The 21,980-nt window shown below is 70.2% G+C and carries 23 protein-coding genes and 1 pseudogene; 5 read left to right on the top strand and 19 right to left on the bottom strand.

The window, feature by feature from the left end; translation table 11 throughout:
• Nucleotides 1-3: 3 nt before the first annotated feature.
• The 6 genes and pseudogenes from nuoE to ACFPIJ_RS23080 form a co-directional block, all read right to left on the bottom strand.
• A pseudogene (nuoE, locus tag ACFPIJ_RS23105) lies at nucleotides 4-693 on the bottom strand (NADH-quinone oxidoreductase subunit NuoE); the annotation flags it as partial.
• Nucleotides 693-2,009, bottom strand: coding sequence for an NADH-quinone oxidoreductase subunit D (locus ACFPIJ_RS23100; RefSeq protein ID WP_380117259.1), 1,317 nt, complete (start codon nucleotides 2,007-2,009; stop codon nucleotides 693-695). The pseudogene nuoE and the gene ACFPIJ_RS23100, both read right to left, overlap by 1 nt.
• Nucleotides 2,006-2,704, bottom strand: a complete 699-nt coding sequence (locus ACFPIJ_RS23095; RefSeq protein WP_380117258.1) for an NADH-quinone oxidoreductase subunit C — start codon at nucleotides 2,702-2,704, stop codon at nucleotides 2,006-2,008. The genes ACFPIJ_RS23100 and ACFPIJ_RS23095 overlap by 4 nt, the downstream gene beginning before the upstream one ends.
• Complete coding sequence (locus tag ACFPIJ_RS23090) at nucleotides 2,701-3,372, bottom strand: NuoB/complex I 20 kDa subunit family protein (RefSeq protein WP_380117257.1); 672 nt, start codon at nucleotides 3,370-3,372, stop codon at nucleotides 2,701-2,703. Before ACFPIJ_RS23090 ends, ACFPIJ_RS23095 begins: the two co-directional genes overlap by 4 nt.
• A gap of 3 nt (nucleotides 3,373-3,375) precedes the next feature.
• On the bottom strand, nucleotides 3,376-3,741 hold the full coding sequence (locus ACFPIJ_RS23085; protein WP_344509015.1) for an NADH-quinone oxidoreductase subunit A: 366 nt from the start codon (nucleotides 3,739-3,741) through the stop codon (nucleotides 3,376-3,378).
• A gap of 160 nt (nucleotides 3,742-3,901) precedes the next feature.
• Nucleotides 3,902-5,176, bottom strand: coding sequence for a geranylgeranyl reductase family protein (locus ACFPIJ_RS23080; protein ID WP_380117256.1), 1,275 nt, complete (start codon nucleotides 5,174-5,176; stop codon nucleotides 3,902-3,904).
• A gap of 282 nt (nucleotides 5,177-5,458) precedes the next feature.
• Here ACFPIJ_RS23080 and ACFPIJ_RS23075 point away from each other — a divergent pair, with 282 nt between their 5' ends.
• A complete protein-coding gene (locus ACFPIJ_RS23075) occupies nucleotides 5,459-6,361 on the top strand; it encodes a hypothetical protein (RefSeq protein WP_380117255.1) in 903 nt (300 codons plus the stop codon).
• Between the two features lie 1,592 nt (nucleotides 6,362-7,953).
• On the opposite strand, the gene ACFPIJ_RS23070 is transcribed toward ACFPIJ_RS23075, so the two are convergent.
• The gene (locus tag ACFPIJ_RS23070) at nucleotides 7,954-8,646 is read right to left on the bottom strand and encodes a demethylmenaquinone methyltransferase (protein ID WP_203849517.1); all 693 of its coding nucleotides are present in this window, start codon (nucleotides 8,644-8,646) and stop codon (nucleotides 7,954-7,956) included.
• A complete protein-coding gene (gene mqnC / locus ACFPIJ_RS23065) occupies nucleotides 8,643-9,881 on the bottom strand; it encodes a cyclic dehypoxanthinyl futalosine synthase (RefSeq protein WP_380117254.1) in 1,239 nt (412 codons plus the stop codon). The genes ACFPIJ_RS23070 and mqnC overlap by 4 nt, the downstream gene beginning before the upstream one ends.
• 80 nt (nucleotides 9,882-9,961) lie before the next feature.
• On the opposite strand from mqnC, the gene ACFPIJ_RS23060 reads away from it, so the two are divergent.
• Complete coding sequence (locus ACFPIJ_RS23060) at nucleotides 9,962-10,909, top strand: aldo/keto reductase (RefSeq protein ID WP_380117608.1); 948 nt, start codon at nucleotides 9,962-9,964, stop codon at nucleotides 10,907-10,909.
• On the opposite strand, the gene ACFPIJ_RS23055 is transcribed toward ACFPIJ_RS23060, so the two are convergent.
• From ACFPIJ_RS23055 to paaA, 7 genes are read right to left on the bottom strand one after another with little or no spacing between them, the layout of a single operon-like run.
• Nucleotides 10,899-11,600 (bottom strand): anti-sigma factor, encoded by a 702-nt coding sequence (locus ACFPIJ_RS23055; RefSeq protein WP_380117253.1) that lies wholly within the window; start codon nucleotides 11,598-11,600, stop codon nucleotides 10,899-10,901. The two genes, ACFPIJ_RS23060 and ACFPIJ_RS23055, sit on opposite strands and share 11 nt — an antisense overlap.
• Complete coding sequence (locus ACFPIJ_RS23050; protein ID WP_380117252.1) at nucleotides 11,600-12,208, bottom strand: sigma-70 family RNA polymerase sigma factor; 609 nt, start codon at nucleotides 12,206-12,208, stop codon at nucleotides 11,600-11,602. Before ACFPIJ_RS23050 ends, ACFPIJ_RS23055 begins: the two co-directional genes overlap by 1 nt.
• A 49-nt stretch (nucleotides 12,209-12,257) precedes the next feature.
• Nucleotides 12,258-13,352 carry a 1,2-phenylacetyl-CoA epoxidase subunit PaaE gene (gene paaE / locus ACFPIJ_RS23045; RefSeq protein ID WP_380117251.1) on the bottom strand — a complete coding sequence of 365 codons (1,095 nt, stop codon included), beginning with the start codon at nucleotides 13,350-13,352 and terminating at the stop codon, nucleotides 12,258-12,260.
• Nucleotides 13,349-13,801, bottom strand: coding sequence for a 1,2-phenylacetyl-CoA epoxidase subunit PaaD (paaD, locus tag ACFPIJ_RS23040; RefSeq protein WP_380117606.1), 453 nt, complete (start codon nucleotides 13,799-13,801; stop codon nucleotides 13,349-13,351). The genes paaE and paaD overlap by 4 nt, the downstream gene beginning before the upstream one ends.
• Nucleotides 13,795-14,535: a 1,2-phenylacetyl-CoA epoxidase subunit PaaC gene (gene paaC / locus ACFPIJ_RS23035; protein ID WP_380117250.1), complete on the bottom strand. Its 741-nt coding sequence runs from the start codon at nucleotides 14,533-14,535 to the stop codon at nucleotides 13,795-13,797. The genes paaD and paaC overlap by 7 nt, the downstream gene beginning before the upstream one ends.
• Nucleotides 14,532-14,801 (bottom strand): 1,2-phenylacetyl-CoA epoxidase subunit PaaB, encoded by a 270-nt coding sequence (gene paaB, locus ACFPIJ_RS23030; protein WP_380117249.1) that lies wholly within the window; start codon nucleotides 14,799-14,801, stop codon nucleotides 14,532-14,534. Before paaB ends, paaC begins: the two co-directional genes overlap by 4 nt.
• Nucleotides 14,791-15,810 carry a 1,2-phenylacetyl-CoA epoxidase subunit PaaA gene (paaA, locus tag ACFPIJ_RS23025; protein WP_380117248.1) on the bottom strand — a complete coding sequence of 340 codons (1,020 nt, stop codon included), beginning with the start codon at nucleotides 15,808-15,810 and terminating at the stop codon, nucleotides 14,791-14,793. The genes paaB and paaA overlap by 11 nt, the downstream gene beginning before the upstream one ends.
• Before the next feature lie 238 nt (nucleotides 15,811-16,048).
• Between paaA and ACFPIJ_RS23020 the strand changes: the two genes are divergently transcribed.
• The gene (locus tag ACFPIJ_RS23020; protein ID WP_380117247.1) at nucleotides 16,049-16,927 is read left to right on the top strand and encodes a serine hydrolase; all 879 of its coding nucleotides are present in this window, start codon (nucleotides 16,049-16,051) and stop codon (nucleotides 16,925-16,927) included.
• A gap of 103 nt (nucleotides 16,928-17,030) precedes the next feature.
• On the opposite strand, the gene ACFPIJ_RS23015 is transcribed toward ACFPIJ_RS23020, so the two are convergent.
• A complete protein-coding gene (locus ACFPIJ_RS23015) occupies nucleotides 17,031-17,879 on the bottom strand; it encodes a menaquinone biosynthetic enzyme MqnA/MqnD family protein (RefSeq protein WP_380117246.1) in 849 nt (282 codons plus the stop codon).
• A gap of 256 nt (nucleotides 17,880-18,135) precedes the next feature.
• On the opposite strand from ACFPIJ_RS23015, the gene ACFPIJ_RS23010 reads away from it, so the two are divergent.
• Nucleotides 18,136-18,810 (top strand): serine hydrolase, encoded by a 675-nt coding sequence (locus tag ACFPIJ_RS23010; RefSeq protein WP_380117245.1) that lies wholly within the window; start codon nucleotides 18,136-18,138, stop codon nucleotides 18,808-18,810.
• Here ACFPIJ_RS23010 and ACFPIJ_RS23005 read toward each other — a convergent pair.
• Nucleotides 18,716-19,966, bottom strand: a complete 1,251-nt coding sequence (locus ACFPIJ_RS23005) for an MFS transporter (protein ID WP_380117244.1) — start codon at nucleotides 19,964-19,966, stop codon at nucleotides 18,716-18,718. The two genes, ACFPIJ_RS23010 and ACFPIJ_RS23005, sit on opposite strands and share 95 nt — an antisense overlap.
• A 46-nt stretch (nucleotides 19,967-20,012) precedes the next feature.
• Complete coding sequence (locus ACFPIJ_RS23000) at nucleotides 20,013-20,627, bottom strand: ArsR/SmtB family transcription factor (protein ID WP_380117243.1); 615 nt, start codon at nucleotides 20,625-20,627, stop codon at nucleotides 20,013-20,015.
• 89 nt (nucleotides 20,628-20,716) lie between these two features.
• Here ACFPIJ_RS23000 and ACFPIJ_RS22995 point away from each other — a divergent pair, with 89 nt between their 5' ends.
• Nucleotides 20,717-21,487: a VOC family protein gene (locus ACFPIJ_RS22995; RefSeq protein WP_380117242.1), complete on the top strand. Its 771-nt coding sequence runs from the start codon at nucleotides 20,717-20,719 to the stop codon at nucleotides 21,485-21,487.
• A gap of 9 nt (nucleotides 21,488-21,496) precedes the next feature.
• Here ACFPIJ_RS22995 and ACFPIJ_RS22990 read toward each other — a convergent pair whose 3' ends face one another.
• On the bottom strand, nucleotides 21,497-21,976 hold the full coding sequence (locus tag ACFPIJ_RS22990; RefSeq protein WP_380117241.1) for a MarR family winged helix-turn-helix transcriptional regulator: 480 nt from the start codon (nucleotides 21,974-21,976) through the stop codon (nucleotides 21,497-21,499).
• Nucleotides 21,977-21,980 lie beyond the last annotated feature (4 nt).

Below are 21,980 nucleotides of genomic sequence, written 5' to 3'. Positions count from 1 at the left end.
CTTCGCCTCCTCTTTCTTGGCGATCGGCGTTTCGGGGTCGAAGCCGGGGACGGCGATGCCGTACCGCTCAGCGAGCCGGTTGCCGGCCAGGGTCGGCTCGCCCGCGGGGCCGTCGGCGATGACGTCGTCGCCCCGGTCGTCGGCGAAGCCGGCCAGCTGGATCGCCATCTCCTTGAGCGTGCACAGCCGCGTGCCGCGGGTCGGCTGCGGGCGCTCGCCGTTCTGCAGCTGCTTGACCAGGGTGAGCGCGCTGTCCTCGGTGATCTGGTCGAAGAACTCGTAGTTGACCGTCATCACCGGCGCGTAGTCGCAGGCGGCGAGGCACTCGGCGTGCTCGAGCGTGATCTTGCCGTCCGACGTCGTCTCGTCGTGGTCGACGCCCAGGTAGTCGCGCAGCGCCTCGAACGCCTTGTCGCCGCCGAGCACGCCACACATGGTGTTGGTGCAGACGCTGACGAGGTAGTCGCCGGTGGGCTTGCGCTTGTACATCGTGTAGAACGTCGCCACCGCGCCGACCTGCGCCTTGGTGATGTTCAGGACCTCGGCGCAGAAGGCGATGCCCTCCGGCGAGACGTAACCCTGCTCCGACTGCACCAGGTGCAGCAGCGGCAGCAGTGCCGAGCGCGACCGGCCTTCCGGGTACCGCGCGATGATCTGCCGCGCGCGTTCGCGCGTGACCTCACTGAACGCCATTAACGATCACACCCACCCATGACGGGGTCGAGCGAAGCGCCGCCCACGATGACGTCGGCGAGCAGCCCGCCCTCGGCCATCGCCGGAATCGCCTGCAGATTGATGAAGCTGGGCTCGCGGTAGTGCACCCGGTAGGGCCGGGTGCCGCCGTCGGAGACCGCGTGCACGCCGAGCTCACCGCGGGGTGCCTCGATCGGCACGTACACCTGGCCGGCCGGCACCCGGAAGCCCTCGGTGACCAGCTTGAAGTGGTGGATCAGGGCCTCCATCGACTGGCCCATGATCTTCGCGACGTGGTCGAGGGAGTTGCCGAGCCCGTCGCCGCCGATCGCAAGCTGCGCCGGCCACGCGATCTTCTTGTCGGCGATCATGATCGGGCCGGGCTCCAGGCGGTCCATGGCCTGCTGGATGATCCGCACCGACTGGCGCATCTCGTTGAGCCGGACCTTGTAGCGGCCCCAGGCGTCGCCGGTCGGCTCGGTGGGGACCTCGAAGTCGTAGGTCTCGTAGCCGAGATACGGCTGCTGCTTGCGGATGTCCCAGCCGAGCCCCGCGGAGCGCAGGACCGGGCCGGTGATGCCCAGCGCCAGGCAGCCGGTCACGTCCAGCACCGCCACACCCTGGGTGCGCTCGCGCCAGATCGTGTTGCCCGACAGCAGGTCCTCGTACATGTCGATGCGCTCAGGCATCCAGCCGAGGAACTCGCGGATCTTGGCCAGCGCCTCCTCGGGCACGTCCTGGGAGACGCCGCCCGGCCGGACGTAGGCCATGTTCATGCGCAGGCCGGAGACCATCTCGAAGATGTCGAGGATGTACTCCCGCTCGCGGAACCCGTAGATCATCATCGACAGCGCGCCGAGCTCCATGCCCGTCGTCGCCAGCCACACGAGGTGCGACGCGACCCGGTTGAGCTCCATCATCAGCACACGGATCGTCGTGGCGCGGGGCGTGATCTGGTCCTCGATGCCGAGGAGCTTCTCCACCGCCAGGCAGTAGCCGGTCTCGTTGAAGATCGGCGCCAGGTAGTCCATGCGGGTGACGAACGTGGTCCCCTGGGTCCAGTTGCGGAACTCCAGGTTCTTCTCGATGCCGGTGTGCAGGTAGCCGACGACGGTCCGGGCCTCGGTGACCGTCTCGCCCTCGAGCTCCAGGACCAGCCGGAGCACGCCGTGGGTCGACGGGTGCTGCGGGCCCATGTTGACGACGATGCGCTCTTCGGAGCCCGCCTCGTTGACGACCGTGTCCCAGTCGCCGCCGGTGACGGTGAAGACCTTGCCTTCCGTGGTCTCCCGGGCGCTGGCGTAATCGGTGCTCACTGGTAACTCCTCCGCTGGTCCGGCGGTGGGATCTCGGCGCCCTTGTACTCGACCGGCACGCCGCCGAGCGGGTAGTCCTTCCGCTGCGGGAAGCCCTCCCAGTCGTCGGGCATGAGAATGCGGGTCAGGTTGGGGTGGCCGTCGAAGACGATGCCGAACATGTCGTACGTCTCCCGCTCCTGCCAGTCGGCGGTCGGGTAGATCTGCGTGACGCTCGGCAGGTGCGGGTCCTCGGCGGTGACCGCGGCCTCCAACCGGATCCGGCGGCGGAACGTCATCGAGGTCAGGTGGTAGACGGCGTGCAGCCGCCGGCCGTCGGAGCCCAGGTAGTCGACCCCGGACACCGACGAGAGCAGCTCGAAGCGCAGCGCCGGGTCGTCCCGCATGGTCTGCGCGACCTCGGCGATGCGCTCGGGCACCACGTGCAGCGTCAGCTCGCCGCGGTCCACGACGACCCGCTCGATCGCGTCGGCGAAGGCGGGATACGCCTCCTCCAGCCCGTCGACCACCTCGTCGAAATACCCGCCGAACGGGCGCGGGGAGTCCAGCTCGACCTCGCGGCGCCGGCGCAGACCGCCGAAGCCGGAGGTGTCACCCGTGCCCTGCACGCCGAACATGCCCTGCCCGGCGGCACTGGACGGCGGAAGCTGCGCCGGGGCGCCGAGCTCGGCGCCGACCGGTTCTACCTCAGTCACTTCGCTCCTCCGGACAGGTTCGCCCGCTCTTCCATCCACTTCTGGATGCGCAGCTGCTCCTCGCGGCCCTGAGCGACGGCCTTGGTCCACTCGGCACGCTTGGCCTTGTCGAACCGGTAGCTCGACGGCATCGCGCCAGGTGCCACGATCGGCGGCCCGTCGCGCTCGACCCGCGCCTCGATCATGCGGCGGCGCCGGTCACCGAGCGGCTCGGCCATCACCTTGTCGTGCAGCCGCAGGATCGCGTCGATCAGCATCTCGGGCCGCGGCGGGCAGCCCGGCAGGTACATGTCGACGGGCACGATGTGGTCGACGCCCTGCACGATCGCGTAGTTGTTGAACATGCCGCCGCTGGACGCGCAGACGCCCATCGAGAGCACCCAGCGGGGCTCCGGCATCTGGTCGTAGATCTGGCGCAGGACCGGGGCCATCTTCTGGCTGACCCGGCCGGCCACGATCATCAGGTCGGCCTGGCGGGGGCTGGCCCGGAAGACCTCCATGCCGAAGCGCGCCAGGTCGTAGCGGGCCGCGCCGGTCGCCATCATCTCGATGGCGCAGCAGGCCAAGCCGAACGTGGCGGGCCAGAAGCTGGCCTTGCGCGACCAGTTGACCAGCTTCTCGACGGAGGTCAGCAGAATGCCGGTCGGTACCTTTTCCTCGATGCCCATGGCTCAGTCCCAATCCAGCCCGCCGCGCCGCCACACGTAGGCGAACGCGACGAACACCGTGACGATGAACAGGACCATCTCCACGAACCCGAACACCCCGAGCATGCCGAAGTTCATGGCCCACGGGTACAGGAAGATGATCTCGATGTCGAAGACGATGAAGAGCATCGCGGTCAGGTAGAACTTGACCGGGAAGCGGCCACCGCCGACGGGCTGCGGAGTGGGCTCGATGCCGCACTCGTAGGCGTCGAGCTTCGCCTTGTTGAAGCGGCGCGGCCCGACGAACGGGGCCGCCGCCACCGAGAACAGCGCGAAGGCTGCGGCGAGGGCGAAGAGTCCGAGGATAGGTACGTACGGCGCGAGCGACACTGTGCTGCTCCGTCCTTTCGGCGAGCCCGGCGGGGCTGCCGCCCCTGGGGACCACTCAAGCTGTATGCGGTTTAACACTATTCGGTGATGTCCGGACCGCTTCGTCCGGGGCTGTGCTTTTGGCTGGTCAGTTGTGGTTTCCGGGTTATGCCCGTGTTTGTCAGGCCGCGGGTGCTATGCGGGTCATCGCGTTGATCACACGGTCCATGGCGTCGCCGCCACGCGGGTCCGTGAGGTTGGCGAGAAGCTTCAGCACGAACCGCATGAGCATCGGGTGTGGCATGCCGTGCTTGGTGGCCATCCGCATCACCTGCGGATTGCCGATGAGCTTCACGAAGATGTTGCCGAGCCGGTAGTAGCCGCCGTAGCGCGCCTTGAGCTCGGTGGGGTAGTTGGCGAGCACCCGCTCCCGGGCGGTGCCCTGCGGGCGGGCGAGGGCCTGGATGGCGATCTCCGCCGCCAGCTCGCCGGACTCCATGGCGTAGGCGATGCCCTCACCATTGAACGGGTTGACCATGCCGCCGGTGTCGCCCACCAGGAGGACACCCCGGGTGTAGTGCGGCACCCGGTTGAAGCCCATCGGCAACGCGGCGCCCTGCGGCTTGCCTTCGGCGTTGGCGGGGTCCGACAGACCCCACTCCGCCGGCGTGTTGTCGACCCAGTCGGAGAGCAGCGTCTTGTAGTTGGTCTTGCCATACGCCACGCTGCTGTTGAGCACGCCGAGGCCCACGTTGACCCGGCCGTCGCCGAGCCCGAAGATCCAGCCATAGCCGGGCAGCAGCTTGTCGCCGGACTCCCGGCTGCGCAGCTCCAGCCACGACTCCAGGTAGTCGTCGTCGTGCCGGAACTCGCTGCGGAAGTATTGCCGGACCGCGACGCCCATCGGCCGGTCCTCGCGCTTGGCGATGCCCAGCGCGAGCGCGAACCGGCCCGAGACCCCGTCGGCCGCGATGACCAGCGGTGCCCGGAACTCCAGCGGCTCCTTGCCGGGTCCGGTCGCGGTCACGCCGACCACCCGGCCTGTGCGGTCCAGGATCGGGCCTGTGACCGGCGTGCCCGTGCGCAGGGTCGCGCCGGCGGCGGTCGCCGCGGTCGCCAGCATGTCGTCGAAGTCCATGCGGGTGCGGGTCAGCCCGTAGTCGGGGTAGCTCGCGAGGTCGGGCCAGTCGAGCTCGAGCCGGATGCCACCGCCGATGACCCGCAGGCCACGGTTGTGCAGCCAGCCCTTGTCCTCGGTGGTGTCGATGCCCATCTTGATCAGCTGCTTGACCGCACGGGGGGTCAGACCGTCGCCGCAGACCTTTTCCCGGGGGAACTCGGTCTTCTCCAGCAACAGCACCCGCAGCCCGTGCCGGGCCAGGTGGAACGCGGCGGTCGACCCGCCGGGCCCCGCGCCGACGACGATGACATCCGCATCGTTTTGAGTGTCGGTCACAGCCGTCACCTCCTGCCCTTTCGTCACGCTGACCGGTGGTTTCCGGCTCGTGAAAGTCTTCACAAAGTCACTCTGGTGCGAGTCTAGAACCGCGAAGAGGCCGTCTGTCGGTTAGGCGACCCTAAGTTGTCACCCGAGCGGTCACCTAGATCCACAAATCGGACGACAGGGCAGCGGTCGGTCGGCCCCGACACGCGACAAGTGGCGATCATGGCGCTGGGTTATCCACAGAAAATTGTTGTGCGTCGACAGTCGGCTCGGGCATGACAATCCTCGGACATCATGAACCCCGGGCAGCCGGACCGTGACCGGCTCGACGCACACGCCGCGGACCAACGCGGACTTTTTACTCGTACACAGGCGCTGAGCTGCGGATATACGAGTCCGCGGATCAGGACCAAACTGCAGACCGGCGACTGGACGCCGATCCTCCGCGACGTCTTCGCCGACCGTGGACTGCCGGTCACCCCACGCCTGCGCGACGTCGCCGCCCAGCTCGCCCTTCCGAGCGCCGTGCTCGCCGGCCCTTCCGCCGCCCGCTGGCACGGCTGGGACGTGCCGAGCACCGAGACCTTCGTGGCGTTCGAGGCCCGCAGACCCCGGATCCGGCACGTGCACGTCCTGACGCGGGAGGTGCCGGAGACCGACATCTGCGTTGTCGACGACAGACGCGTCACCACTGCCGAGCGCACCGTCTACGACTGCGCCCGCCTCCTGCCCGACGGCACGGCCACCGCCCTGCTCACCACCGCGCTGCAGGAGTGCTGGACGACCATGCCCGACCTGGCCACCCGCATCCGCGACGCCACCGGCCGGCACGGCACCCCGCGGCTGGTCCGCCTGATCCGGTCCGTCGCCATGGGCAACCGCACCTCCGCCCAGCAACTGGCCGGCCGGCTCCTGCAGCGGGCCGGGATCTGGGGCTGGTCCCCACAGGAGCCGATCAGCGACCGGTGGGGGCTGATCGGCCTCGGCGACATGGTGTTCCCCGAGGCGAAACTGGTGATCGAGCTCGGGATCGAGGAGCTGGAGCCGTCCACCCCGCTGCGAAACCGGCACACCCGTCTCGCCGCGGCGGGCTGGACGGTCGTCAGCTACACCTGGAACGACCTGACAACCCGGCCGTCGGACCTGGTCGCGGAGCTGCGGCAACACCTGGACCGCTTGACCCCGGTCCGCTGGTGAGCACGATGCTGTCGTCGCGCTCGCGAGCGTCACTCCGGCGGGCACCGCTCTGGCGATCGTCGGTCCAGCCGACGGCGGCTCGGCCAGCGGCGGCCCGGCTAGCGGCGGCCCGGCTAGCGGCGGCCCGGCCGACGGTGATCTGGCTGGCGGTGGTCTGGAGAGCGTTGCTCTGGGAGGCGTTGCTCTGGGAGGCGTCGCTGTGGCGGGCGTCGCTCCACCGAAGACCTCATCCGGCACCCCGCCCGCCCCCGACCGCAACCCCGGCGCCCGCCGGCCCGCACTCACCTGCCCGCGCCCACCGGGGGCGCTGGTCAGACGGCGCTGTTCAGACGGCACCCTGGTCAGACGACGCAGCCCTGACGGCACCCGCTCGGACGGCGCTGGTCAGACGACCCGGGTCGGACGGCACCGCTCGGACGGGTCGGACGGCGCTGGTCAGACGGCGCTGGTCGGACGGCGCCGGTCGGACGGCGCCGGTCGGACGGCACCGCTCGGACGGGTCGGACGGCGCTGGTCAGACGGCGCTGGTCAGACGGCACCGCTCGGACGGGTCGGACGGCGCTGGTCGTGATCCCGAACGGGTTCCGGCAGCCCCAGCCACCAAGACCGCACGGGATCATCGTCGGGCAGGGCAACATCGGCACGCCGCCCACTTCGGGGCACTCGGCGCGGCATCTTCAGCCGGCTAGCACGACGGGCACGACCCCGCAGCGAAGATCGCTGCCTGGCGCCCGGCACCATTGACCCGACCTCCCACCGCAGCCGCATCGCCACGTCCGCCCAGCGGTCTACGGCGCAGGTCGTGATCGGATCCCGAACGATTCCGGCAGCCCAACAACCGAGACCGCACGGGATTATGGCCGGGTGGGCCACATCGGCACGCCGCTTGTTGGAGCCGCGACGGGCCAGGAGGTGATTTTCGCCGCAAAAATCTTCGCTCGCCTCGCACCTCAGCCACGTTCGCGCCAGTCGGTGGTGGGGGGCCACGGCCCGGGCGCGGCCAGCCGGCGCGCGGCAGCGACCTGCCTGCTGCCAGTCGCTCGCCGGTCGCTCCGGGTGCCGCTCCACCCCCTCAGGTCCTCGTAATCCAAGGACGGATCTGGCCGCCGTCAGGCGGTGCCGCGCAGCGAAGACTCCAGACTGGCCGCCCAGGCGGCTGCGATTCGGCGTGAGGTGCCCAGGAGCACTCGATTCGACGCTCCCGATGTCCGGATAGGGCTCTTTTGCGAGCTTCCTCTGCTCCCAGAGTGGATCTACCCGATAATCGAAGGCGCGGGCTGGTTGTCCGGGCGACCACGGCCGGCCTTCGATCAAGGCGGCAAGATCACACAGCCCGCATCCTGGAACGCCGACCGGCGCCAAGCGCTGATTCGATCTTCACGGCGTGATCGAAGGACGCTTTCGATCGTCCACACAGCAACCTGGTCGGCTCCGCGAGATCACCCGCTGCCGTCACGCCGACTGCTGCGGCGCCGGACGGGTAGGAGCCGCCGATCATGCGCCGCGCAACGGTCCGTTTTGCGACGAACGTGCGGTTGACGGCACGGATCTCGGCAGTCCGGGGCGCTGCCGGGATGACGCCACACGATGCCTTAGATGCGGAAGCCTCGGTGCAGGGCCACCACGCCGCCGGTGAGGTTGCGCCAGGCGACCTTGCGCCAGCCGTTGGCGGTGACGCGGGCGGCCAGGCCCTCCTGGTCGGGCCAGGCACGGATGGATTCGGCCAGGTACACGTAGGCGTCAGGGTTGCTGGAGACGCGCTTCGCGACCTGGGGAATGGCCTTGACCAGGTAGCCGAGGTAGGCGCCGCGGAAGGGGCGCCACGTCGGGTGGCTGAACTCGCAGATGACCAGGCGGCCGCCGGGCTTCGTGACGCGGGCCATCTCGCGGAGCGCGGCGTCGGTGTCGACGATGTTGCGCAGGGCGAAGGAGATGGTGATCGCGTCGAAGGTTTCGTCGGCGAAGGGCAGGGCGAGGGCGTCGCCGGCGATCAGGGGGACCGCGGGGCGCTTCGCGTGGCCGGCCTGGAGCATGCCGATGGAGAGGTCGAGGCCGACGGCCTGGGCGCCGGACTTGGCGAGTTCCTCGGTGGAGACGCCGGTGCCGGCGCCGAGGTCGAGGACGCGTTCGCCGGGCTTGAGGCCGAGGGCGAGCCTGGTCTCGCGGCGCCAGATGCGGTCCTGGCCGCCTGAGATGACCGTGTTGGTGAGGTCGTACCGCTTGGCCACGCCGTCGAACATCGCGGCTACCTCGTGCGGCTGCTTGTCCAGCGAGGCGCGGCTCATGACGACACCGGCGTCAGCGGGATGGAGCGGCCGGCGCCGCCGCCGGGGATGGCGATCGAGGAGAAGTGTGACTGCACGCGGTCGTCCGTGGGGTCGTCGGCGGGGGTCCAGTGGACCTGCAGGTGGCGGTACTGGGTGTCCCGCTGCGCCGGGATGCGGTCCGAGTCGCGGATCATCTGGACCAGCTCGGTGAGGCGGGAGCGGTGGCGGGCGCCGGCGGAGGAGATGACGTTCTCCTCCAGCATGATCGAGCCGAGGTCGTCGACGCCGAGGTGCAGTGACACCTGGCCGACGTCCTTGCCCGTGGTGAGCCACGAGGACTGCAGGTGGGCGATGTTGTCGAAGAACAGCCGGGCGACCGCGACGATCCGCAGGTATTCGAGGCTGGTCGCCTGGGTGCGGCCCTTCAGGTGGTTGTTCTCCGGCTGGTACGTCCACGGGATGAACGACCGGAAGCCGCCGACCGTGCCCTCGAGATCCGCTGAAGCGGTGTAGCCGTTGGCAACGGCCTTGTCCTGCACGTCGCGGATCATGCGCAGGTGCTCGATGCGCTCGGCGTTGGTCTCGCCGGTGCCCATCATCATCGTCGCGGTCGAGGAGACGCCGAGGCGGTGGGCCTGGGTCATGACCTCCAGCCAGCGCTCACCGGACTCCTTGAGCGGGGCGATCGCCTTGCGGGGGCGCTCGGGCAGCATCTCGGCGCCGGCGCCGGCGATGGAGGCGAGGCCGGCGGCCTTGATCCGGAGGATCGCCTCCTCGATGGAGACACCGGAGACCTTGGCCATGTGCAGGACCTCGGACGGGCCGATCGAGTGGATCACCAGGGTGGGGAAGGCCTGCTTGACCGCGGAGAACAGCTGCTCGTAGTACTCGACGCCGTAGTCCGGGTGGTGGCCGCCCTGCAGCATCACCTGGGTCGCGCCGAGGTCGACGGCCTCCTGGCAGCGGTGCAGGATCTCCTCGGTGCCGTGGGTCCAGCCCTCGGCGTGCTTCGGCGCCCGGTAGAAGGCGCAGAACTTGCACGCCGTCACGCAGACGTTCGTGTAATTGATGTTGCGGTCGATGAGGTACGTGACGATGTTGTCCGGGTATCGCCGGCGGCGCACCGTGTCCGCCGCCTCACCCAGCGGGTGGAACGGGGCGTCGGTGTAGAGCAGCAGCGCCTCTTCCGCGCTGATCCGCCCACCGTCGGCCGCCCGCTGCAGGATGTCGCTGATCACCGGTGTGTCCGTCACGTCATCGAGACTACGTGGGATCACACCGCGCGCGGCAGGGCCCCGCGATCTGTGGTGCCTAGGATCACCAAGTGACTGACATGCGCTATCGGCGCCTCGGCGCCTCGGGCCTCACCGTCTCCGTCGTCGGCATCGGATGCAACAACTTCGGCGGTCGCATCGACGCGGACCGCGCGGCGGAGGTCGTCCACGCCGCGATCGATCTCGGCGTGACCCTGTTCGACACGGCCGACATCTACGGCGCGACCCCGGGCGCCTCGGAGGAGGCGCTGGGCAGGGCGCTGGGCAAGCGGCGCGACGAGGTCATCGTCGCCACCAAGTTCGGGATGGACGCGCGGGGCTCGAACGGTCCGGACTGGGGCGCGAGGGGCGGCCGGCGATACGTCGCGAAGGCCGTCGAGGCGTCGCTGTGGCGCCTGAAGACCGACTACATCGACCTGTACCAGCTGCACGCCCCGGACCCGAACACGCCGATCGAGGAAACCCTCGACGCCCTGAACGCGCTGGTACAGGCCGGAAAAGTCAGATATATCGGACACTCGAACTTCTCCGGCTGGCAGGCCGCGGACGCCGCGTGGACCGCGCGGACGCACGGAACGACGCCGTTCGTCAGCGCCCAGAACTCCTACTCGCTGCTGGAGCGAAGCGTCGAGAAGGACCTGGTGCCGGCCCTGGAGCACTACGGGGTGGGGCTGCTGCCGTTCTTCCCGCTCGCGCACGGGCTGCTGACCGGCAAGTACCGGCGCGGCGAGGCCGCCCCGAAGGGCACCCGACTGGCCCGGGACGGCTTCGACAAGGTCCTGGCCGGCGCGCCCTGGGACACGATCGAGCGCCTCGAGGCGGTCGGCCAGGAGCGCGGCGTCGACCTCCTCGCGGTCGCCATCGGTGGCCTGGCCGCCCGGCCGGCGGTCGCCAGCGTGATCGCCGGTGCCACCAGCGCCGAGCAGGTCACGGCCAACGTCGCGGCCGGATCCTGGGTCCCCACCCCGGAGGACCAGGCCGCGATCGAGGCCGCACTCACAGCTTGATCTGACCCACGAGCGGCTCGGAAGGCTTGTCTGCGCCGCCCTCGCGCTCCTTGGTGACGCCGAAGGAAGGGGCGAGGCCGTTGATGTATTTACGGCCCGTCCCGCCCGGGATGACGCCGACATCCTTCGGACCGGCATCGCCGATCATCCACAGCTGGTAGTCCTTGTCGGCCCCAGGGTCCTCGAGGCCGTCCAGGACCGCCACCGCGGCGTTCCGGGACGGCGACACGATCAGCGTCACCCGGCCGCCCGCCATCTCGGAGGAGACCAGGCGGGCGTCCGGGGCGGCGAGCACCGCGTCGATTCGCGCGTTCTCCTGCTGCACCCCGTTCTGCGCGATCGTCCACGTCCCGACGCCCACCCCGACGGCCAGCACTGCCGCCGCCACCGCGCCGACGGTCCAGCGCAGCAGCCGGGACCGCTGGGACCGCCCGCCACCCACGGCACCGCGCTTGGGGCGTTCCTGAGCGGTGCGGCCGATCTCCGCCAGCACCGCGTCCCGCAGCCGTGGCGGCGGCGGCGCGGCGACCGCGTGGGTCAGCCAGGACGCGGTCTCCCGCAGCTCGGCGACCTCGACCGCGCACGCGCCGCATTCGCGCAGGTGCCGGTCGAACGCGGCCCGTTCCAGGTCGTCGACCGCGTCGAGCGCGTAGGCGCCCGCCAACGCGTGGATGTCCACCGTCTCGGCCATCAGAACGCCACTCCCAAGCAGTCCCGCATCCGGATCAGCCCGTCACGCATGCGTGTCTTGATGGTCGGCAGGGCGGCGCCGAGCAGGTCGGCGACTTCGCGGTAGCTGTTGCCGTTGTAGTAGGCGAGGGTGATCGCCTCGCGCTGCAGGTCGGTGAGGCCGTCGAGACAACGGCGGACCTGCTGCTGCTCGATGCGGGCGGTGGCGGTCTCGACCACGTCGTCGTACGGGGTTTCGACGCTGCTCGCGGCCACCCGCTGGGCCCGGTCGTTGCTGGCCTGCTCGGCCCGGACCCGGTCGACGGCCCGGCGGTGGGCGATCGTGAAGACCCATGCCGTCGCGGAGCCGCGGGTGCCGTCGAAGCGGCCGGCGTTGCGCCACACCTCGACCATGACCTCCTGCGCGACCTCCTCGGACTGGGCGGGGTCGCGCAGGACCCGGCGGATCAGCCCGTACACGCGCGGCGACAGCAGGTCATAGAGCTCGGCGAAGGCCCGCTCGTCGCCCCGGGCCACCCGGCTCAGCAGCTCGTCGGCGTCGACGCGCCGCTGCGGGGTCGGCACGGCGACGAGCCGCTGGGTGGGCAGCTCCTCGTATTCGGGTCTCATATCGCTCATTCGGAGCAACCGCCCCGCCGGATTGGACCAACCCCAAGCCTCATGCGTCGTAGTCCACCACGACCTTGTCCGTGATCGGCAGGGCCTGACAGGTGAGGACATAGCCGGCGGCGACCTCGTCCGGCTCCAGCGCGAAGTTGCGCGCCATGGAGACCTCACCTTCCACAATGCGAGCGCGGCAGGTCGAGCAGACCCCGCCCTTGCACGCGTACGGCAGCTCGGGCCGCTGCCGCAGCGCCGCGTCGAGGATCCGCTCATCGGCAGCCATCGAGATGCGGGAGGTGCGGCCTTCCAGGACGATATCCACCGTCACACCCGAAGTGCCGGCAAACGGCGGCGCGGGCGATGCCGGTACCTCGGCCACATGGAACAACTCAGTGTGCACGGCGTCGTCCGTCACGCCCCGCAGGCTCAGCGCGACCCGGGCGTCCAGGACCATGCCGTGCGGCCCGCACAGGAACCACTCGTCCACGGTGCCCGCCGGCACCAGCGTGTCGAGGATCGCGCCGACCCGCTGCTCGTCGAGGCGCCCGGACAGCAGCGCCGACTCCTGCGCCTCGCGGGAGAGCACGTGGACGATGTGCAACCGCTCCCGGTGCAGGTCCTTGAGGTCGGCGAGCTCCTCGGCGAACATGACGGTGCCGGCGGCGCGGTTGCCGTAGACGACGGTGAAGCGGCTCGACGGCTCCACCTCGAGGGCCGCCCCGACGAGCGACAGCACCGGCGTGATCCCGGAGCCGGCGACGAGCGCGGCGTAGTGCCTGGTCCGGGACGGGTCGAACGCGCTGGTGAAGTGGCCGAGCGGGGGCATGACGTCGAGTTCGTCGCCCGGGCAGAGGCCGGCGACGGCGTAGGACGAGAACGCCCCGCCGGGCACCGCCCTGATCCCGACCCGCAGGACCCCCTCGGCGGCCAGCCGTGACGGGGTCGAGCAGATGGAGTACGACCGGCGGATCTCGGTGTCGCCGTCCCAGCGACGGACGGTGAGGTGTTGCCCGGCCTGGAACGCGAACGCGGCGCGCTGCCCGGCCGGCACGTCGAAGGTCACCACGACCGAGTCGTCGGTGAGCGGCTCGACGTCCACCACGGCCAGTCGCTGGAACGTGGGGCGGCGCAGCTTGAGCGGGGTCGTCATATCGCCTTCACCGCGTCGAAGGGTTCGAGGCAGGACGTGCAGCGCCACAGGGACTTGCACGCGGTCGAGCCGAACCGGGACAGCTGCTCGGTCGCCGGCGACCCGCAGCGGGGGCAGCGCACCGACAGCGTGACGAAGACGCGACCCGGTGGTGCGATCCCGGCCGCGGCGAGCTTCGACCGGCCCTCTTCCGTGATCATGTCGGTCGACCACGGCGGGTCGAGGACGGTCTTGACGGAGATCTCGGACACGCCCGCCTCGTGCAGGGCGGACTCGATGTCGGCGCGGATCAGGTCCATGGCGGGGCAGCCGGAATAGGTCGGGGTGATCGTCACCGTGACGGCGTCGCCGTCGACCGCGACATCGCGGAGGATGCCGAGCTCGGCGAGGTTGAGCACCCGCAGCTCCGGGTCCTTGACGGCGGCGACCACGTCGAAGAGCGTCACCAGCGGGCTCCCGGGTGTGCGCGGTGCAGCACCTGCATCTCGGCGAGCAGCTTCGCCAGCGCCTCGGTGTGCTCGCCCCGCTTGGCCACTGGCGACCCCGCAGCCGGCCTGGTCAGCGTCGCCTCGGTGAGGACGGCGTCGACCGCCGCCAGCCACGCCGGCCGCAGCGTCGACGGGTCGACGATGACCCCCGCGAGGCCCAGTGCGTGCACGTCCGGATCCACCTCGAACAGCTGGTCCGTGTACGGCCACACCAGGTCGACCGCGGCCTGCATGCGCCGGTGCGACTCCTCGGTGCCGTCGCCGAGCCGCACGACCCACCGGGAGCTGTGGTCGACGTGATACGCCGACTCCTTGCGCGCCTTCGCGGCGACGGCGGCGATCCGCTCGTCCCCGACGCCGATCGACCGGTCGTAGAGCAGCCGCTGGTAGATCGACAGGAACAGCAGCTTGGCCATGGTGACCGCGAAGTCGCCGTTGTCCAGCTCGACCAGCCGAACGTTGCGGAACTCCTGCTCGGAGCGCAGATATGCCAGGTCGTCCTCGGTGCGGCCGGCGCCTTCGAGCTCGCCGGCGTAGGTCAGCAGCAGCCTGGCCACGCCGAGCTGGTCGAGGGCGATGTTCGCCAGCGCGATGTCCTCTTCCATCTCCGGCGCGCGGGAGCACCATTCGCCGAGCCGCTGCGCGGCGACCAGCGCGTCGTCGGCAAGGCCCAGCACGTAACCGACGTGGCTCATATGTGTGCCGCGCCTTCCGGGACGTCGTAGAACGTCGGGTGCCGGTACACCTTGTCGGCGGCGGGAGCGAAGAACGCGTCCTTCTCGTCGGGGCTGCTGGCGGTGATCTCCGCGGCCGGGACGACCCAGATCGACACGCCCTCCTGGCGGCGGGTGTAGACGTCACGGGCGTTGCGCAGCGCCATCTCGGCGTCGGGCGCGTGCAGGCTGCCGACGTGGGCGTGTGACAGTCCACGACGCGGCCGGACGAATACCTCAAACAGCATTGTTTGCCCTTTTTTCAGCGTATGTACGGGCGGCCTCGCGCACCCAGGCACCGTCCGTGTGCGCCCGCCGCCGGTGCTCCATCCGCTCCTGGTTGCACGGGCCGTCGCCCTTGATCACCCGCATCAGCTCGTCGTAGTCGGGCTGGGTGTAGTCGTGCTGCCCGCGTGCCTCGTCCCAGCGCAGGTCAGGGTCGGGAATCCGCAGGTCGAGGATGCCGGCCTGCTGCACGCACATGTCGACGAACCGCTGCCGCAGCTCGTCGTTGGTGAACCGCTTGATCTTCCAGGCCATCGACCGCTCGGAGTGCGTCGAATCGCCGTCGGGCGGCCCGAACATGGCGAGCGACGGATACCACCACCGGTCGACGGCGTCCTGCGCCATCGCCTTCTGCTCCGGGGTCCCGTGCGACAGCGTGTGCAGGATCTCGAACCCCTGCCGCTGGTGGAACGACTCCTCCTTGCACACGCGGATCATCGCCCGCGCATACGGCCCGTAGGAGCACCGGCACAGCGGCACCTGGTTGACGATCGCGGCGCCGTCGACCAGCCACCCGATCGCGCCGACGTCCGCCCAGGTCAGCGTCGGGTAGTTGAAGATCGAGCTGTACTTCTGCCGGCCGTCGATCAGCATCTCGACCAGCTCGTCGCGGGAGATGCCGAGCGTTTCCGCGGCGGCGTAGAGATACAGCCCGTGCCCGGCCTCGTCCTGGACCTTGGCGAGCAGGATCGCCTTGCGCTTCAACGACGGCGCGCGAGAGATCCAGTTGCCCTCCGGCTGCATGCCGATGATCTCCGAGTGCGCGTGCTGCGCGATCTGCCGGATCAGCGTCTTGCGGTACGCCTCCGGCATCCAGTCCCGCGGCTCGATCTTCTGGTCGGCCGCGACGATCGTGTCGAAGTAGCCCTGGAGGTCGGATCCGGCCGCCACATCACGGCCGGCGGCCTGCTGGAGGTCCCGCTCGGCGCTGTCCACCTGCTCAAGGAGCGGGGCGAAGTCGTTGCCGTACACCCCCTCAGTGTTACAGCATCCAACCTCTCCTGCAAGAAGGTGTCACATCCTTCGAGGCAACTACCAGCGACTTTTGAGTGCGTCCGGGCTGCGGCGAATGCGTTGGAAGGGGAGACTGTCCAGGATCATCACGAGGCGTCACCCCCTGATCGCTTACGTGGTGGTAACACCGGCAACACCTGCTCATGACCAGCGGTCGATGCAATGGGTGCGACCGCCAGGGAGGGACCACCGACCCATGCGCAAGCGCGTCGGATTCACCGTGTTCATTTTGTTCGCCGTCGCAGTGATGGTCGGCGTGCCCTACGTGTGGGGCAGCGAGATGCTGGACGATCACGGCTCCAGCGCCGCCGCCCCGGCCGCCGTCAGTGCGCCCGCGTCACCGACGGCCGAAGCCACCCGCAAGGCCGCACCGGCCGCGCCCGCGGCTCCGAGCCTCCCGCCGGCGCTGCTGCACCCAGCCCCGGTCGCGGTCAACGCCACCGGCTTCTGGTCCTGGACCGTGCTCGACCGCCGCACCGGCGCGATGGCCGGCTCCACCAATGCCGCCACCACCCAGCGCACCGCCTCGATGATCAAGGCCTGGCTGGCCGCGGACTACCTGCGCCGCACCCCGAACCCCAGCACCTCGAACCTGCGCCAGCTCACCTCGATGATCCGCAACAGCGACAACACGGCGGCGTCGTACTTCTGGGGGCTCAACGGGCGCTCGGCCAGCATCACCCGGCTGGTGCAGATGTGCGGGCTCACCGACAGCAAGGCCTTCGTCGACTGGGCCAGCACCATGGTCTCGGCCCGCGACGCCGCCCGCATGGGCGCGTGCATCGGCGACGGGCGCGCGGCCGGTGCCAAGTGGACCGACTGGGTCCTCAACGAGATGCGCAACGTCAGCAGCAGCCAGGAGTTCGGGGTGGTGCCCGCGCTGCCGGCCACGGAGAAGGCGTCGACGGCGGTGAAGAACGGCTGGATCGCCCGGAGCGACGGCAAGTGGCACGTCAACTGCATGGCGATCGGCACCGACTGGGTGCTCAGCGTGTTGACGGTGTACCCGACGTCGAAGGGCATGAATTACGGCGCCGACATCTGCTCCAGCGTGACCCGGCAGTTGCAGGCGTAGGAGCCGCGTCCACTGGCACGGAACCGACGTCGTGTCTTCGCCCTGCTTCCCTGACACTAGCACATCCGAAAAAGTAATCTTTCGGTGAGCGTGTCCCCCTCGGTCAACCCACGAAGAACTCAGGCCCGGCCGGCGGCAGCGCCGGAACAGCACCCCGCTCAGCCGCCCGGCGGGCGAACTCGCGAATCCCCGCCACCTGACGATCCCCGAGCGAGAAGTCCAGCACCCGGAAGTAGTGCGCCAGCGTCGCCGCCGAGAGGGTCTCCCAGCGCGCCGCCGCCTCGGCGACCTCGTCCAGCTCCGTCAGGCAGAGGTCCTTGGACCGCAGGAACGCCTGGTGCACGTCCTTGACCAGGCCGGGGTGGGCCTCCGCGAAGGACCGCCGGACCCCCCACGCGGCGAAGACCATCGGCAGCCCGGTCCAGTCCCGCCAGGCCTGACCGAGGTCCGTGACGGTCCAGCCGTGCTGCGGGGCGTCGTGCAGGGCCCGCAGCGCCACGTCACCGATGATCACGGCCGCGTCCGCCTCGTCGAGCATGCGGGCAAGGTCGGGCGGGCTCTGGAAGTACGTGGGTGTGACGCCGATCTTCGACTCCAGGTACATCTGCGCGAGCATGACCCCGGTCCGCGACGTGGCGCCCAGGGCGACGCGACGGCCGGACAGCGACGACAGCGGCACCGTCGAGACCAGGTTGACCGAGAGGACGGGGCCGTCGCTGCCGACCGCGATGTCCGGCAGGAGCAGCAGGTCGGAGGCGTTGCGCAGGTATTCGACCAGCGTGATCGGGCCGACGTCGAGGTCGCCGGCGACGAGGGCGGCGCTCAGCCGCTCGGGGGAATCCTTGTGCAGGTCGACGTCGATCAGCGCGCCCGAGCGCATGAGGCCCCAGTAGAGCGGCAGGCAGTTCAGGAACTGGATGTGGCCGACGCGGGGCCGCTGCAGTGCAGGCACACCGCCATGGTGCCCCAGGATTCGTCGCTCAAGCGGGCGGGGCGGCCATTGTCACAGCGCGTACTCTCGTGGGGTGCGACGCCCCCTCGCAGTGCTGGTCTGCGCCATCGTCTTGGCTGGCTGCAGCACGCCTTCCGAGCAAAAGCCGCAAAACGCCCAGCAGCAGCAGGCTGCGGCGACCGACGCGGCAACGGAAGGCCCGAGCCCAGCGCCGAGCCCGAGTGCCAGCGGGCCGCTGTTCACACCGACGCAGCCGGTGACGATGAACGTCAAGGGCTTCTGGTCGTGGGCGTATTACGACCTGAAGGAAGACAAGTTGTACGGGTCGACGCCGTACACGACGAGCGACACCGCCAGCATGGCCAAGGCGTGGGTGGCGGCGGACTGGCTGCGGCGGCAGGCGGAGCAGAACAAGCAGCCCGCGGCCGCCGCGCTGCAGGAGCTGTCGCGCATGATCCGGGACTCCGAGACGGAGAACACGTTCAAGTATCACGTCCAGAACGGCAACCTGACCTCGATCAAGCGCATGATCACGACCTGCGGGCTGACCGAGACCAAGGGCACCCAGAACTCGTGGAGCCTCACGCAGATGTCGGCGCGGGACGTGGCCCGGCTGGCCAAGTGCATCGGCGACGGCCGGGCGGCGGGACCGAAGTGGACCGGCTGGCTGCTCAACGAGATGCGCAACGTGCGCGGGCCGGGACGGTTCGGGCCGATCGAGGTGCTGCCGGCGGACGTGCAGAAGACGACCGCGATCAAGAACGGCTGGCTGGCCCGCGACGACGGCCAGTGGCACATCGCGTGCATGGCCGTCGGCGACGGGTGGACGATCGGGATCATGGCGCACTACCCGAGCACACTGGGGAAGGACTACGGGACGAAGACGTGCCGGGAAGTGACGAAGCAGCTGCTGACCCAGTCGCCGCACTGACCCGCCACATCCAGCCGCCGAAGACCGCGACGGAGAGCAGGCCGGCCACGCCGCAGGCGATGACGATGTGCCGGGGCTCGAAGCGGTCGACGAGCACGCCACCGGCGGCGTAGCCGATCAGGTTGGCGGCGTTGACCACGGCGCCGATGCGGGCGAAGAACGCGCCGCGCACCGCGGCGGGGACGCGCCGGGCGGAGATGACGCCGAGGAAGTTGTTCTCCGCGCCGTTCATCGCCCCGCCGAGCAGCCACAGCGGGTAGAGCATCAGCACCGCGCCGGCGAAGCCCGACAGCAGCACGACCGCCGCCGTCGTCAGGTGCAGCAGGACCAGGATGCGCCCGAGTTGGCCGTCGTCGCGGGTGCGGGCCGCGGCGAGCCACCCGCCGGCCAGCATGCCGGCCATCCAGGCGGCCTCGACCAGCCCGAACTCGGCCGGACTGCCGCCGAGCGTCCCCCGGATGTAGAACACGCCGACGACCATGTTGACGTTGAGCGTGAGCACGACGGCCCCGACCAGGCACACCAGTGCCAGCAGGAATCTGTCGCTGCGGATGTTCCATGGTGCACGACCAGCGCCCGGCACAGCGGACGCCGCCGCCTTCCGGCGGGTGTGCAGCAGCAGCCCCGCGACGACGACGGCGAGGTAGGTGGCGGCGTCGATCAGCAGCGGGACGCGCAGGCCGAACGCCCCGACGAGCAGGCCGGCGAGGGCCGGGCCGGCGAGGGCGCCGACCGAGTTGGCGGTCTGCCCGATCGCCATCGCCCGGCCGACGCCGTCGGGCCCGGCCATGTCGGGCAGCAGCGCGTTGAACGTCGGGGTTGTCACCGCCACCCCCGCGGCGAGCAGCGCGACCAACGCGATGAGCAGCCAGGTGCTGGCGGTGAGCGCCATCGCGGCGCAACAGGCAGCCTGGGCGAGGCCGACGGTCGTCAGCAGCACCCGGCTGTCGACCCGGTCCACGAGCCGCCCGACCAGCGGGGCGAGCACGACGACCGGGATCACCGACGCGATGAGCACGGCGGCGACGGCCGGTCCGCCGGCCCCGCGCTCCTGCAGCGCCAGCAGGATCGCGGTCGCGGCCAGGAAGTCCCCGAGGAACGAGACACCCCGCGTGACCGCGAGCAGGTACACGTCACGAGCAGATGTGAAGGACATGCTTCGAAAATAATCCTTCACATCTCTAGATCGCCAGAGGGCCGTCCTATGTACGGGGAAAGGTCCGGTACGTCACGTTCACCTGGCGGGACCCCTCGGGCGGATCGACGCGGCGCGATCTGGCGTACTGCTGGAACAGCGCGAGCACCTGGTTGTTGAGCTCCCGCAGCTCGTCCGCGGTCACCTGGATCTGCATGTCGGCCGAGGTCGCGGCCGTGTACCACTCGTAGGGCTCCTGATCTTGACGGGCCAGCCACGCTCGGGCCCGGGCGTCCTCGATCTCCAGGAACATCGTCGACAGCTCGCGGTCGGCGGCCCTCTCCGCCGCGCCGCCCTCGGGGCCGGCCTCGATGTTGAGCCCCTGCAGCTGGCTGCGCCAGACCCGCTCCCGCCCGTCGCCGCGGCTCGGCGCCTGCTCGATCAGGTTGACCTTGGCCAGCTCCCGCAGGTGATAGCTGGTCGCGCTGGGCGACAGCCCGCAGACCTCGGCCAGCTCGGTCGCGGTCGCCGGCTCGCCCCCGTCGAAGAGCCGGTCGAGGATCGCAATCCTCGCCGGGTGCGCCAGCGCGCGCATGGTCGCCGCGTCACGGATCTGCGCGCGGCCCGGGTCCAGCCTGACCGGGATCTCGTCAGCCGTCTCATCAGCCGTCTCATCAGCCACGGAACCAGGGTATTCATGGCCCTTCGGATGATCTAAGGTCAGACCTTTTTTCCTATCGTGAGTGATCATTTCTCGATGAGGAGCTGTCGGTGCGAGTACGTGGCTACGCCCCCGCGACACCGTGCTGGACGGTGCTGACCAGCGCCGATCCCGCTGCCTCCGCGGCCTTCTACGGCGGCCTCTTCGGCTGGACGACCGCCGCGGCCGACGACGGGACCACCACGTTCCTGCTGCGCGACCTGGCCGTCGCCGGGCTCGCCGCGGCACCCGGCCGGCCCTCGGCCTGGCTGAGCTACATCTCGACCGAGGACCTCGAGGCGACCGCCGGCCTGGTCGGCGACGCCGGCGGCACCGTGCTGATGCCACCGGTGCAGGCCGGCGCGCGGGGGCGCAGCGCGCTCTTCACCGACGCGTCCGGGGCGGTCTTCGGCGCGTGGCAGCGCGGGACGTTCGCCGGCACCCAGGTCGTCAACGAGTCCGACACGATCTGCTGGAGCGAGGTCGTCACGCCCGACGTGCCCGCTGCGGTCAGCTTCTACGGCAAGGTCTTCGGCTGGACCGAACGCGCCGGCTCGGCCGGCGCCCACCAGGAGTATCACGAGTGGGTCGCCACGAACCGGGTGGTCGGCGGCATGAGCCCAATGGGCGAGCACTATCCGCCGGGGACGCCCGCACACTGGCGCACGATCTTCCTGGTCGACGACTGCGCGGCCACCGCGGCCAGGGCCGCCGAGCTGGGCGGGCGGCTGATGGCCGGGCCGGTCGACGCGGGCATCGGCCTGGGCGCCTTCCTGCTGGACCCGACCGGCGCCCCGTTCCTCGCCTTCGAACTGCTGCCCGAACTCCGCGAGCACTTCTGAGCTGCTGCCTCACTGCGTGAGGCGGGCCCGTAGGGCGGTTGCGAGGTCGCCTGCGGCGGCCAGCTGCTCCGGCGTGAGCGCGTCGACGAACAGCTCCCGGATCGCGCGCAGGTGCGGCACCGTCGCGCCCCGGAACGCCGTCGCGCCCGCCGGGGCCAGCACGACGTCGGCGCCCCGGTTGTCGGTGGCGCACTCCTCGCGACGGATGAGGGCGCGCTTCTCCATGCGGGCCAGGTGGTGGGACAGCCGACTGCGTTCCCAGCCGATGCCCGCGGCCAGCTCCGAGGAACGCATCCGCTGGTCCGGAGCTTCGCTGAGCGCCAGCAGCACCGAATAATCCCCGGTCGACAGCGTCGTCTCGCTCTGCAACCTGGACGCCAGCTCGCCCCGGAGCGCGTCCGCGGTCTCGATGAAATCCCGCCAGATCCGCAGCTCATCGACGGTCGGCAGCTGGCGTCCCCGCCGCTGCCCGGGTGTGTCGTCCGTCATGGTC

Source organism: Dactylosporangium cerinum, from assembly GCF_042653625.1.
Taxonomy (GTDB): domain Bacteria; phylum Actinomycetota; class Actinomycetes; order Mycobacteriales; family Micromonosporaceae; genus Dactylosporangium; species Dactylosporangium cerinum.
This window is presented reverse-complemented; position numbering and strand designations above follow the sequence as displayed.

Bases quoted from the DNA above. Each gene is read 5' to 3' on its own strand.
- ACFPIJ_RS23090 (WP_380117257.1), bottom strand. From the start codon at position 3,372: ATGGGCATCGAGGAAAAGGTACCGACCGGCATTCTGCTGACCTCCGTC.
- ACFPIJ_RS23075 (WP_380117255.1), top strand. From the start codon at position 5,459: ATGAACCCCGGGCAGCCGGACCGTGACCGGCTCGACGCACACGCCGCG.
- ACFPIJ_RS23070 (WP_203849517.1), bottom strand. From the start codon at position 8,646: ATGAGCCGCGCCTCGCTGGACAAGCAGCCGCACGAGGTAGCCGCGATG.
- ACFPIJ_RS23060 (WP_380117608.1), top strand. From the start codon at position 9,962: ATGCGCTATCGGCGCCTCGGCGCCTCGGGCCTCACCGTCTCCGTCGTC.
- ACFPIJ_RS23055 (WP_380117253.1), bottom strand. From the start codon at position 11,600: ATGGCCGAGACGGTGGACATCCACGCGTTGGCGGGCGCCTACGCGCTC.
- ACFPIJ_RS23050 (WP_380117252.1), bottom strand. From the start codon at position 12,208: ATGAGACCCGAATACGAGGAGCTGCCCACCCAGCGGCTCGTCGCCGTG.
- paaE (WP_380117251.1), bottom strand. From the start codon at position 13,352: ATGACGACCCCGCTCAAGCTGCGCCGCCCCACGTTCCAGCGACTGGCC.
- paaC (WP_380117250.1), bottom strand. From the start codon at position 14,535: ATGAGCCACGTCGGTTACGTGCTGGGCCTTGCCGACGACGCGCTGGTC.
- paaB (WP_380117249.1), bottom strand. From the start codon at position 14,801: ATGCTGTTTGAGGTATTCGTCCGGCCGCGTCGTGGACTGTCACACGCC.
- ACFPIJ_RS23020 (WP_380117247.1), top strand. From the start codon at position 16,049: ATGCGCAAGCGCGTCGGATTCACCGTGTTCATTTTGTTCGCCGTCGCA.
- ACFPIJ_RS23005 (WP_380117244.1), bottom strand. From the start codon at position 19,966: ATGTCCTTCACATCTGCTCGTGACGTGTACCTGCTCGCGGTCACGCGG.
- ACFPIJ_RS22990 (WP_380117241.1), bottom strand. From the start codon at position 21,976: ATGACGGACGACACACCCGGGCAGCGGCGGGGACGCCAGCTGCCGACC.